The organism is Planococcus wigleyi (assembly GCF_014836985.1).
In the GTDB taxonomy this organism is placed as follows: domain Bacteria; phylum Bacillota; class Bacilli; order Bacillales_A; family Planococcaceae; genus Planococcus; species Planococcus notacanthi.
In genome coordinates, this window is record NZ_JACSPU010000005.1 from 333627 (window position 1) to 345398 (window position 11772).

Annotated in this window: 12 protein-coding genes; 3 read left to right on the forward strand and 9 right to left on the reverse strand. The window is 47.5% G+C overall.

Annotated elements, in window-relative coordinates; translation table 11 throughout:
- Positions 1-141 precede the first annotated feature (141 nt).
- The 4 genes from H9630_RS15300 to H9630_RS15315 all read right to left on the reverse strand — a co-directional run bounded on the left by H9630_RS15300 (position 142) and on the right by H9630_RS15315 (position 4603).
- Entirely contained in the window at positions 142-1017 is an 876-nt protein-coding gene (locus H9630_RS15300; protein WP_191716362.1) for an ROK family protein, read from the reverse strand.
- A gap of 27 nt (positions 1018-1044) precedes the next feature.
- Positions 1045-2640 carry a glycoside hydrolase family 13 protein gene (locus H9630_RS15305; protein WP_318248007.1) on the reverse strand — a complete coding sequence of 532 codons (1596 nt, stop codon included), beginning with the start codon at positions 2638-2640 and terminating at the stop codon, positions 1045-1047.
- Between the two features lie 587 nt (positions 2641-3227).
- Positions 3228-3794 (reverse strand): MEDS domain-containing protein, encoded by a 567-nt coding sequence (locus tag H9630_RS15310; protein WP_191716364.1) that lies wholly within the window; start codon positions 3792-3794, stop codon positions 3228-3230.
- A gap of 167 nt (positions 3795-3961) precedes the next feature.
- On the reverse strand, positions 3962-4603 hold the full coding sequence (locus H9630_RS15315; protein WP_191716365.1) for an alpha/beta family hydrolase: 642 nt from the start codon (positions 4601-4603) through the stop codon (positions 3962-3964).
- Between the two features lie 115 nt (positions 4604-4718).
- Between H9630_RS15315 and H9630_RS15320 the strand changes: the two genes are divergently transcribed.
- On the forward strand, positions 4719-5279 hold the full coding sequence (locus H9630_RS15320; protein ID WP_191716366.1) for a maltose acetyltransferase domain-containing protein: 561 nt from the start codon (positions 4719-4721) through the stop codon (positions 5277-5279).
- A 33-nt stretch (positions 5280-5312) separates the two neighbouring features.
- Here the strand turns inward: H9630_RS15320 and H9630_RS15325 are convergent, their stop codons facing one another.
- From H9630_RS15325 to H9630_RS15335, 3 genes are all read right to left on the reverse strand, one after another.
- Positions 5313-5954, reverse strand: coding sequence for an alpha/beta hydrolase (locus tag H9630_RS15325; protein ID WP_191716367.1), 642 nt, complete (start codon positions 5952-5954; stop codon positions 5313-5315).
- A gap of 692 nt (positions 5955-6646) precedes the next feature.
- Positions 6647-7630: an ornithine cyclodeaminase family protein gene (locus H9630_RS15330; RefSeq protein WP_191716368.1), complete on the reverse strand. Its 984-nt coding sequence runs from the start codon at positions 7628-7630 to the stop codon at positions 6647-6649.
- A 27-nt stretch (positions 7631-7657) separates the two neighbouring features.
- Positions 7658-8968 carry an MFS transporter gene (locus tag H9630_RS15335; RefSeq protein ID WP_191716369.1) on the reverse strand — a complete coding sequence of 437 codons (1311 nt, stop codon included), beginning with the start codon at positions 8966-8968 and terminating at the stop codon, positions 7658-7660.
- A gap of 160 nt (positions 8969-9128) precedes the next feature.
- Here H9630_RS15335 and H9630_RS15340 point away from each other — a divergent pair, with 160 nt between their 5' ends.
- Entirely contained in the window at positions 9129-9647 is a 519-nt protein-coding gene (locus H9630_RS15340) for a helix-turn-helix domain-containing protein (protein ID WP_191716370.1), read from the forward strand.
- Positions 9648-9660: 13 nt separating this feature from the next.
- Complete coding sequence (locus H9630_RS15345) at positions 9661-10017, forward strand: DUF1801 domain-containing protein (protein ID WP_191716371.1); 357 nt, start codon at positions 9661-9663, stop codon at positions 10015-10017.
- 210 nt (positions 10018-10227) lie between these two features.
- Here H9630_RS15345 and H9630_RS15350 read toward each other — a convergent pair whose 3' ends face one another.
- Entirely contained in the window at positions 10228-10980 is a 753-nt protein-coding gene (locus H9630_RS15350; RefSeq protein ID WP_191716372.1) for a class I SAM-dependent methyltransferase, read from the reverse strand.
- Positions 10981-10998: 18 nt separating this feature from the next.
- Entirely contained in the window at positions 10999-11283 is a 285-nt protein-coding gene (locus tag H9630_RS15355) for a DUF5316 domain-containing protein (RefSeq protein ID WP_191716373.1), read from the reverse strand.
- Positions 11284-11772: the final 489 nt, after the last annotated feature.

Below are 11772 nucleotides of genomic sequence, written 5' to 3' on the forward strand. Positions count from 1 at the left end.
AATTATTTGTATCATACCACCATGAAAACGTTTGCACAATATGTAATTTTAAAACTATTTCATTTTTTTGCTTAATTTGCGTTTTAGCACGAGCAGAAAAAAGCAGCAACAGCTCTTAGACTGTCACTGCTTTTCTGTGGATCATTCATTTTCCAACACCAGCAATGCAGCACCTAAAATGCCTGCATCGTTTTCAAAACGCGCCACTTCCACTTGCAACGGATTCAATAACATCGGTTTGAGCTGCCGTTGGAAAGGCTCCATCCATAAGTCCGCTGCTTCGGAAACACCGCCGCCGATGATGACCATTTCCATATCAAATGCTGCCTGCAGGCTGCTGATGACAAGGGCCAAGTCGCCTGTGAACTCTTCCACTACTTTTTTTGCTGCCGGATCTTTCTCCGCATTCTCAAACAGTTCAGGCGGCGTGATGTCCAGCCCCGCTTCGCGGATCCGGCGGCGCAATGCCGTGCCGGAAACGTACATTTCGCTGCAGCCCAGTCTTCCGCATGCACATTTCACGCCATTTGGATAAAGGATCATATGGCCAAGTTCAGCTGCTCCTCCATGAGGGCCGCCACTCAAAAGCTTTCCGTCCCACAATACGCCACCGCCAAGGCCGGTACCGAGCGTTAAGACGACCACACGATCCAGTCCTTGCGCCGCACCAAACTTCGCTTCCGCAAGTGCGACAACATTTGCATCGTTTTCCACTTCAACACGCTTTCCTGTTACCTTCTCCAGCCATTCCTTAACCGGTGTATCGGTCCACCCCGGCAATGTTTCCGCGGCATAAATGACTTTGCCTTGCTTCGGATCGACAAAGCCATGTGTGCCGATGCCGATTGCATCGATTTCTGGCCTCGCCTCCAGCATGCGCAGGATATTCGCTTCCAGATACGGATACAGCGGAATCTCGGTTGGAATCTGTTCGTCGTATAAAATCTGTCCCTTGTCATCAATGACACCCATGCGGACTTTTGTTCCGCCAATGTCGACGCCTAATACGTTTGCCATAGCTTTGCTTTTCCTCCATTTACGCTTTTATTTGTAGTAAACAACCGCTTCGTACGGTCTCAACAAAATATCCCCTTCACCGGCATCAGCTGAGTAATTGCCGATCAGCACATTGCCTTCAGGGCGAACTGCCGCTTTTGGCTGGTCCGAAAAATTACAGTAAACCGTCAGCAATTCATCATTCCATGAACGCGTGTAGGCAAACAGTTCATTGTCTTCGCGGTACTGCAGTTCAAAATTGCCGTGCGTGATGATGTCCATGTCTTTGCGGAAACCGATCAGTTTTTTGTAATACTGATAAATCGACTCTGGATTTTTATGCTGCAGAGCATTGATTTCCGTGTAATTCGGGTTCACTTTCAGCCAAGGCGTCCCGGTTGTAAATCCGCCGTTCGGCTCAGCCGACCATTGCATCGGCGTCCGGGCGTTGTCGCGGCTTTTAACGTGGATCTTGTCCATGATGACAGCGTGCGGAATACCGGCTTCGCGTTTTTCCGCGTACATATTCACTGTTTCGATGTCTTTGTAATCGGCAATCGAATCAAAGCGCACATTGGTCATCCCAAGTTCTTCGCCTTGGTAAATATAAGGCGTTCCTTGCATAAAATGAAGGCATGTAGCGAGCATCTTCGCCGATTCCACACGGTAGTCCGTGTCGTTGCCGAAACGGGAAACGATGCGTGGCTGGTCGTGGTTGTTCCAGTATAAACTGTTCCAGCCTTCATTATGGAGGCCATGCTGCCATTTTTCCAGATTCTCTTTCAAGTCCGTCAATTTCAGCGGCTTCAAATCCCATTTCTCGCCAGATGCCTGATCGAGCCCCATATGTTCAAATGTAAAAATCATATTGAGTTCGCGGTTTTCTGCAGCTGTGTACTCGCGCGCTTCTTTCGGCGTTGTGCCCGGCATTTCACCGACCGTAACAATATCGTATTGCGACAGCACCTGCTGGTTCATTTCTCTCAAGTAGGTGTGGACATTCGGACCATTCATGAATTGATGGCTGCCGTCGCCGCCCGGTGCATCATGCATGACCGGCACTTTTGAAATCATGTTGATGACGTCCATGCGGAAGCCATCTACCCCTTTATCGAGCCACCAACGCATCATTTCGTAGACCGCCTCACGCAATTCCGGATTGTCCCAATTTAAATCCGGCTGCTTTTTGGAAAATAAATGCAGGTAATACTGGCCGCGTTCTTTCTCGAATTCCCATGTCGAGCCACTGAAGAATGAACGCCAATTCGTCGGCTCGTCGCGCCATATGTAAAAGTCGGGATGGTTTTTGAACCATTCGTGTTCGTCGGATGTGTGATTGACGACAAGGTCCATAACGAGTTTCATGCCGCGAGCATGAACCCCTTTCAGCAATTCATCAAAATCCGCCATGGTGCCAAATTCTTTCATGATTTGATAATAATCACGGATGTCATACCCATTGTCATCGTTCGGCGAATCATAGACCGGCGACAACCAAAGAATGTCCACCCCAAGCTCATGCAAGTAATCAAGTTTTTGAATAATGCCTCTAATATCGCCGAGACCATCTCCATCCGAATCCATGAAACTCCTCGGATAAATTTGATACACCGTCGACTTTTTCCACCATTCTGCCATCAAAATCCCCTCTTCCCCTTAAAGTGAGTATTATTCTAACATCATACATGAATTTGCAGAATTGCCAACTAAATGTTGGCAATTCATTGATTTTTATAAGCGTTTCGGTTGAAGATGGCTAACGCTTTTTATTGGGATGCTTTCTTAAGAGGCGTCTTTCGCGGTAGGAGTGGCGATTGTTCATGTAGCAGCCCCACTTGGGCATGTAGCGAGACGAATTATCCTTGTAGAAACGCGGTAACTTCCGGTAGAGAGTGGCAACCGCGGTAGGAATGTCGATGGTTCATGTAGCAGCCCCACTTGGGCATGTAGCGAGACAAATTTTCCTTGTAGAAACCCGGTAACTTCCGGTAGAGAGTCGCCATCGCTGTAGGAGTATCGATTGTTCATGTAGCAGTCTTGCTTGAGCATGTAGCGAGACGCATTATCCTTGTAGAAACCCGTAGATAGCAATAACTCAGATAGATAACCTTGACTGTTTCCGCTGAAATTTTTCCGATGGCGAGTCTAGCATAAATCAAAAAAACACTACCGGGCTTTCCCGGTAGTGTTAGGTTAACGATAGATTTTGCCACGTTTCACAGGCTATGTGATTAAGCTTCTGCTGCGGCATATAAATCTGAGACGACTACATCGTCTTCTACCAGAACATATGGATGCACTTCGAGCAGCATATTTTTAATATCTTTCGGCATTGATTTGTTTGCGTAGGCGCAAATCAATGGAAATTCGTATTCTTTTACCGCAACATCGATGATCTTTTCAAAATCCTTCACCAAGTGGATCGGGTCTTCCATCGTCGCCCATTCTACATGCGCCCAAGATCTGAACGTGGCTTGTTTGGCTAAATAAGGTTCAATCGTTTTTTCAAAATACGCCTGAATCGCTGGCGGATGATAACTTCCGCTGGAATAATAAAAGTCATAACTTCTTACAAAATGGATGAATTCCATTTGCTGTTCAGAAAGTTGAAGCTTGAGTTCAGTTTGTATTTTGGGAGTCAAACGGGGATTTTCAATCAGAATGACATAATCTCCCACTTCAACGCCGTGCTTGGCATAAGCCACGACTTGTTCGATATATTTTTCGGTTTCCTCATACGAATACAGGACGTGGACATCTCTGCATTCTTCAAATAATTGCAACAAATTTTTGTTCAATTTATCACCCCTTCATCATTTTCAACTTCAGACAAAGTTTTACTGGGCTTATTATACAGAAAAAGAGAACACACGTCCTCTTATTTGTTTGCGGCTGGACTATAGCAGAATAAATACTACGGCAAAGCTAAAAAAACACCACCCACAGTTATGCGGATGGTGGATGGTTAAAAGTTCTTAATTCCAGCGATGATTTGCTTTAAGGCATCGATGGATTTCAGTGGATCCGTTTCGCAATCTAATCGGTGGTTGATGTCGGGAAGCAAGGTAGATTCCAGGCTCGGATTCGTCTTCAATAATTCGAAAGCTCCCGGGGAGTAGTAGCGATCCTTATCGCCGATATAGCATTGAGCAGGATTTCTGCTGTTGACCATGGTGTTCAACACGTCTTCCTGATTCATCAATGGCGTCACCCAAACGGCTTTGGCCTCGCTGAATTCCGGACGCTTCATTTCGGCAGCCATCGCAATGGTGCCGAGGGATTTGCCTATCAAATAGAATTCCTGATAGTTTCTTCCTTTGAGCACTTCACTGATCACCAAACGCACGTCTTGCACAATCGCTTCATTCAATTCCTTCATGGTGAAGTCATCGTATGCTTTGTCTGTATACTGATAATTGACCCGCAGGACATCATAGTTTTGATTCAAGAAAATCTCTTCTGCGAAATGAAACATTGGACTTTTTGCGGTGTACCCCGCACCTGGCAAAAAGATGGCTAATTTCTTTGTGTAATCTTCGGTCAGCATGACTGTGTAAGGAACCTCGATTCCTTTGTAGCCAATGATTTTGTTGTTAATTGCTTTCATAACTCCCACTCCTATCTCTCTCTATTATAAAGAATATTCCATAAGTTTACTAAATGTTTCCTGAATTAGCTATGATACAATCAAATTATCATGATTATTGCTGGGAGGTTGACGAATGAAAACGGAAAAAGAAAAGATGCTGGCTGGTGAAATGTACGATCCGCAGGATTCAGAGCTGCGCCAAAAGCGAATGAATGCCCGCCGCCTTAGCCGCTTGTTCAACGAAACGACCGAAATGGATGGTCAAGACCGAACCATTCTGCTGAAAAAGCTCTTTGGTTCAACCGGCGAATTGATCCATGTTGAACCGAATCTCCGCTGCGATTACGGTTTTAACATTCATGTCGGCAACAATTTCTATGCCAATTTCGACTGTGTATTTCTGGACGTCTGTGAAATCCGGATTGGCGACAATTGTATGATTGCGCCGGGGGTCCACATTTACACAGCAACTCATCCGCTCGATCCGGTTGCCCGCAATTCCGGCAAGGAATTCGGCAAACCGGTCACTATCGGCCACAATGTTTGGATCGGCGGCCGTGCCGTCATCAATCCCGGCATCTCAATCGGCGACAATACCGTCATCGCTTCCGGTGCCATCGTCACCAAAGATGTACCTGCCAACTCCATCGTCGGCGGCAATCCCGCAAAACCCATCGGCCATATCGAAGAATAAGAGGCAATGCGCATCGGCGCGTTGCTTTTTTGATTAAAATTTATCGATGTCCGCAATAATGTCCTGCAACATGCCAATCGAATCCACCGGCCTGTCCCCGTATTCCAAACTGTGGTTCAACCCGGGATATAATTTCGATGCCAGGTTTGGATTGGCTTCAAGCTTGCGGTAATTTTCTTCAGAATAATAACGATCCTGATCACCAATAAAACATAAGGCGGGATGAGGACTGTCAATCATCGCATTCAACACTCCCTGCTGGTCGATCAACGGTGTCAGCCAAATCAGCTTCGCTTTTTCAAACCGCCGCTTCTTAATTTCCAAACTCATCGCAATGGTTCCCAGCGACTTGCCTACTATGTAATACTCATCATATTGAGCATCTAAAAAGAACTTATCCAAAACAGCAGCCACATCCACTTTGACTGCCCGGTCTAATTCTTCATTGGTAAAATCATCGTATTCTTTGTCTACATACCGGTAGTCTACGCACAGCACGTCATACACTCTGTTTAAATAGACTTCCTCGGTGAAATGAAACAACGGCGACGTAGTTTTGTATCCTGCGCCCGGAAAAAAGATCGCCAAGGTTTTTGCCTTGCCGCTATTTCGAATAAAATTATAAGGAACTGTTATCCCTCTATACCCCTGAACGTCTCCTCTAATCAACTTCACATCTGCCACCTCTTTCCATCATTATACAAAAAATCCCATGGCGTTGTGTAAGTATTACATCAATTCCGCATATTTATTTGCTGATTAATAAAGATGAAAAACACTTGTCACTTAGTTTCGCCTTCTATTTTTGAGTAAGCTACAACGGCTTTTTGTAAAACGCAGTTCGCGCAGCCGAACTGCTTCTTTTGGCATTCTAGGTTTTGGATTGTTGGAGTTCTTGTAGAGATGAGAATATGTCAGGTAGAAACACGAGTTGTTCAGGTAGCCCCGAAGACTTCGGGTAGAAAAGCAAATAGTTCAGGTAGAGACGCTCGCTTGTCAGGTAGAAACACGAATTGTTCAGGTAGCATCGAAGACTTCAGCTAGAAAAGCGAATTGTTCAGGTAGAGACTCTCACTTGTCATGTAGAAACGCGAATTGTTCAGGTAGCATCGGAGGCTTCGGGTAGAAAAGCAAATTGGTCAGGTAGAGACGTTCGCTTGTCAGATAGAAACACGAATTGTTCAGGTAGCAACGAAGACTTCAGGTAGAAAAGCAAATAGTTCATGTAGAGACGCTCACTTGTCAGGTAGAATCGCAAATAATTCATGTACCACCACAAAAACCCCATGTAAAAACCAAAACCTCCACATAATGAAAGAATCCCGTAAGCGTCAATTGCCGCTTACAGGATTCCCTTTTCAAAAAACCTACAATTCCACTTTCATGCCCGCTCCACTTGCTTCTACTTTGCTGTAGACGCCTTTGGCGACTGCCAAGTCGAAATAAGCGGCGCCGACGCATTTGAAGAAAGTGATTTCGGATTCTGCTTCACGTCCGGCAACGTCGCCGACGACCAATTGTGCCAGTTCTGCGTACAGTTGGTCGAATGACCAGGCGCCGCTTTCAGCGCTGTGGATCAGTTCGCCCGCTTCGTCTTTGACGCCGGCAATGTCATCCGCCACGATTTTATTCGCGCGCAGGATGGTGGTTTCGTCCATTTCGCGCATTCTTGGCAAGTAAGAGCCGACACCGTTGATATGCGTTCCAGGTTTCAAGTCCTCCCCGTTAAACACAGGCTCGTTCGAACGCGTCGCGCAGCAGATGATGTCCGCCTGCTGGACTGCCGACGAAACGACGGTTTCAACGACATACGGGATTTCCACTCCGAACGCAACCAGGCTTTCGCCGAAGCGCTCCGCTTTTGCCGGTGTCCGGTTGACCAGAATGATTTTTTCGATCGGCCGCACCGCAAGTACGCCCAGCACCTGTTCAAATGCCATCGCCCCTGTGCCGATGACGGTCAGCACACGGCTTTCTTTGCGCGCCAATAAGTCGGTGGCGATGCCGCTGAGCGCGCCTGTCCGCAAGCGGGTTAAATAAGAAGCGGTCATCATCGCGACATGCTCGCCGTTGTCGCCGTCGGATAACAAGATGACGCCTTGCGTAGTCGGCTTGCCCTGTGCCGGATTTTCCGGGAAGATGGTGACTATTTTGACGCCTGATATTTTATTCGCCATATCCGCACTCGGCATATACAACGCCGATGCCTGACGTTCCGGGAAATCAAGAACCGTGCGATGCGGGCTGTTGATCTGGCCCTCTTGCTTGGCGCGAAGCATTTCCGTGACGTCACGGATGGCGTCTTTCATATGGTATTGCTGCTGAATCTGCTGTTCGTTGATGATAAGCATGGGTATCCTCCTAAAAAAATAAGCCGCTTAGACGCGGCTTTCTTTTGTCGTTACTATTGGTTCCGGCTGAGCCTGTCTGCCGCTCAAATCCTTTACAGCCCAGATGGACAAGAGTGAAATGACAGCAGTCAGGATAATGTAAAGTGCGACCGGCACATAGGAATTATCGAATGTCGCCAATAGGAATGTCGCAACGAGTGGCGCCGTTCCGCCTGCTAAAGCCGCACCGATCTGGTAGCCTAACGTAACTCCAGTATAACGCACTTTGGCGTCAAAGATTTCTGAAAACATCGTGCCGAGAACGGCTGTGATCGGCGCCCAGATGATGCCCAGCCCGATGATCGTCGCGACAATCAACAAAGTTACAGACCCCTGCTGCAACAACCAGAAATATGGAAATGCGAATAACCCCATGGCCACCGATCCTGTAACGTACATCTTTTTGCGGCCGACACGGTCGGATAATGAACCCATGATGGGAATCAAAATCGTCGTGATGACAGTCGCAATCATCACTGCCGCCAAAGTGGCAGTTCTTGAAAATTCAAGGTTGGTTGTCGCATACGACACGACAAATGTTCCAAAAATATAGAACGGAGCCGTTTCGACAACTTTTGCACCGATGGCGATCAGCACTTCACGCCAGTGGTACTTCAAGGTTTCAACAATCGGCACTTTCGGAATCTCGCCGGATGCCTGTACGGCCTTGAACTCCGGTGTTTCATCGATTCCTTTGCGGATCCATAAGCCGAAGATCACCAGGAATGCGCTCAGGATAAACGGCACGCGCCAGCCCCAGCTCATGAACGCCGCTTCCGGCAATAAGGTCATGATGTAAAGAGCCAAGGTTCCCATAACCATTCCGATGGTGACGCCCATCTGTGGGATGCTGCCGAAAAACCCGCGTCTTTCAGGCGGCGCATATTCAGTCGCAAGCAATAATGCTCCGCCCCATTCGCCCCCGATGCCAAGTCCTTGGATCAACCGAAGCGTAATCAGCAGGATCGGTGCCGCGACGCCGATTGCCTGGTACGTAGGCAATAACCCCATGGCGAACGTGGCAAAACCCATCAGGCTCAAGGTGATGACCAAGGTCTTTTTGCGGCCGATGCGGTCGCCGATATGGCTGAAGATGATGCCCCCGAATGGACGGATAAAGAATGACAGCGCGAAAGATGCGTAAGCGAGCATCAGCCCGACCGTCGGATCTTCATTGATGAAAAACAATTGGTTGAACACCAATGCCGCCATTGTGCCATACAGGAAATAATCAAACCATTCAATCGAACTCCCCACGAGACTTGCCGTTAAAACCTTGCGTGTTTGCTTTTTATCCATACTAGTTCCCCCTTGCGAATAAATTGAAGTGACACTTCAATTCTCCCTTTTCAACAGTTTAGTCAGTTAGCAATATTCTGTCAATATCTTGTCACAATTTTATTTCTTTGCCATCTACGGTATGATGAAGACAGAACATTTAGCAAAGAGGGGTTTCTGCATGTCGGACGGAACAATTGGGATTACACTGAAAAGCCTTCGCAAGGAGCGCAACATGACGTTAAAGGAGCTGGCGGAACAGACTGATGTCTCCATCAGTTTCCTGTCGCAAGTCGAACGCGGCAAATCGAGCGTGACGCTGGAATCGCTGCGTAAAATAGCGGATGCCTTGAAAGTGGACCCTAGCCTGTTTTTTTCGAATGAAACCGAGGAAATCGATTGGGCCGAGCGACTCGAACGGTTTTATTACAAAGATTTATCACAAGGAGTGAAAGAGGCCAGCTTCGTACCGATGCTGGTGACCTTGAAGCCGGGTGATTCGGAAGGCAATCCTTTTGCGCACAACGGCTACGAGTTTTTATTTGTAGTGGACGGGGTGTTGACTGTGGAAGTCGAAGGCGAACGCATCGAGCTTGCCCAGCAGCAGTCGATTCTGTTCGATGCACGCAAAAAACATTATTGGTTCAACTTAACGGAACAAGATGTACGGTTTTTACTGGTATCGTCCAAAACGAATTAAGGGGAGTCCGTCTATGCATCCAATCAAAGATCCGCAAGTAGATGAATTTATCGAAGCGCTGGAAAGCCCGGCACAGGAAATCGTGGCGCAGCTGCGCACATTGGTGTTCGAAGCCTATCCCGAAATGGACGAAGGCTTTAAATGGTCCAAGCCGAGTTATGCTAAAGAAGGCCTGGTATGCTATATGCAGACTGCCAAAAGCCACGTCAACTTCGGCTTTTACCGGGGTGCTGAGCTACGCGACAAATCCAATCTCTTAGAAGGCGACGGCAAAAAAATGCGTCATGTACGGCTGAACCGGACCGATGAAATCCAGGCGGACGAGCTGAAGCTGCTGATCTGGGATGCAGTGGAATTGAACCGGAAATAACGAAAAGCGGAAGCGCCCATATAGATTCGACGGGCATAAGACGCATTGGCGAAGCGGCGTTTCTTCAGCCGCATAGCCAAGGGGGCTTATGACCCTAGAATCTGGGTGCTGGAGTCTGGACAATAAGAAAAGTGAAGGCAGCCGAATTGCTGCACATTGAAAATAACCTTAAACACATAAAAAAAAACGAGGCGCAATCCGCCTCGTTTTCTATTTTGTTGCTTCAAAAGTGATGATGGAATCTGCATTTTTCGGATACTGGCCAAATTGATAGCCTGATGAGATGCTGATGTTATTGAAACCGACTTTCTTCAGAATAGCCTTGAATTCCTCAACTCCGTACCAGCGCATCGGGTATCGCCCAAGTTCTGCTTCAATAAGCCGTCCTTCACGCCAACGTTCGTATCGCCCTTGCGAAATGAAGTATTGCCGGATCCAGTCCACTTCGATTTTCTTGCTTTCCACTGTCAGCGTGTCGCCGTTCACAGCTTGCCACGTCCGCGTCGACGTTTTCTCCAGTTCGATGTTTGAAGGCACATGCAAATCGACAATCAAGCGGCCGCCTGCTTCCAAATGGTGATGGAAATTGCGCAACGCCTGCACCGATGCCTCGCGTTCATGAAGCAACAGGAAGGTCCCTGTCGGAATGACAATAGCTGCATACTTTGCATCCATCGAGAACGACTCCATTTTGGCATTGAACAATTTCGGCTCCAGCCCCCGCGCTTTGCAATTGGCACGGCACGTATCCAGCATTTCCTCGGATAAATCAAAGCCGTCCACCTGGAAGCCTTTTTCCAGCATGGGCACGAGCCGGCGACCCGTTCCTGTCGCCGGCTCCAGAATGCGTCCGTTGCAGGAAGCGAGCCGCTCCAAATAATATTCGATGTCCCCGAACGAACTGCCGATCGGCTTATCGAGGTCATAGACTTCTGACGACAACCTGCTGTAATACCCTAACACCTCATCACCCCATCCGCTTTATGAAATCACAAATAAGTTAACAATGACTGCGATGATATTCGGTACAGCCAACAATACCCAATTTCTCATTTTCGTTACGCGCTGCTGCTTTTCGCGGCGTTTTTCTGAACTTGTTGTTCTTGTGGACTTATTTTTGCCGGTGCCCAATGCCAAGACGCCCCAAATTAATGCAACGCCTGCAACGATGCCGCTGATGATGTAGACCAGTGACCAATCGTTCATCAAATAGGCCACCAACACGCCGATCAAAGCGATGACTGTTCCAGTTAAAAAGTATTTCATGCTATTGCTCTCTCCTTTAGATGCTGTGGATGGTTAAAACTTCCCTGCACATCAATTTTATCAAATGTCACCCGATAGAGGTAGCTGTTAACGAGGATTTTTGAATCCTGGCTCGAGCGGATGGGTTGTTAGAAGGTGATTTGAAGTTTCTACATGACTAATTCAGCCGGCTACATGAACTATCCGGATTCTTACAGGGGTTCTAGCTTTCTACATGAACTTCTCGCGTTGCTACATGCCTATATAGGGTTTCTACCTCACTAATTCAACCGGCTACATGAACTAGTCGACTCTCTACACGAATTCCATATCCCTACATGAACACTCCACGTTTCTACCTCACTATCTGGAGCTTCTACCTCACTAATTCAGCCGGCCACCTGAACTATTTCACTCTCTACATGAATTCCACATCCCTACATGAACACTCCACGTTTCTACCTCACTATCTGGAGCTTCTACCTCACTAATTCAGCCGGCCACCTGAAC

Bases quoted from the DNA above. Each gene is read 5' to 3' on its own strand.
- H9630_RS15330 (WP_191716368.1), bottom strand. From the start codon at position 7,630: ATGCTTATCATCAACGAACAGCAGATTCAGCAGCAATACCATATGAAA.
- H9630_RS15300 (WP_191716362.1), bottom strand. From the start codon at position 1,017: ATGGCAAACGTATTAGGCGTCGACATTGGCGGAACAAAAGTCCGCATG.
- H9630_RS15320 (WP_191716366.1), top strand. From the start codon at position 4,719: ATGAAAACGGAAAAAGAAAAGATGCTGGCTGGTGAAATGTACGATCCG.
- H9630_RS15315 (WP_191716365.1), bottom strand. From the start codon at position 4,603: ATGAAAGCAATTAACAACAAAATCATTGGCTACAAAGGAATCGAGGTT.
- H9630_RS15355 (WP_191716373.1), bottom strand. From the start codon at position 11,283: ATGAAATACTTTTTAACTGGAACAGTCATCGCTTTGATCGGCGTGTTG.
- H9630_RS15345 (WP_191716371.1), top strand. From the start codon at position 9,661: ATGCATCCAATCAAAGATCCGCAAGTAGATGAATTTATCGAAGCGCTG.
- H9630_RS15335 (WP_191716369.1), bottom strand. From the start codon at position 8,968: ATGGATAAAAAGCAAACACGCAAGGTTTTAACGGCAAGTCTCGTGGGG.
- H9630_RS15340 (WP_191716370.1), top strand. From the start codon at position 9,129: ATGTCGGACGGAACAATTGGGATTACACTGAAAAGCCTTCGCAAGGAG.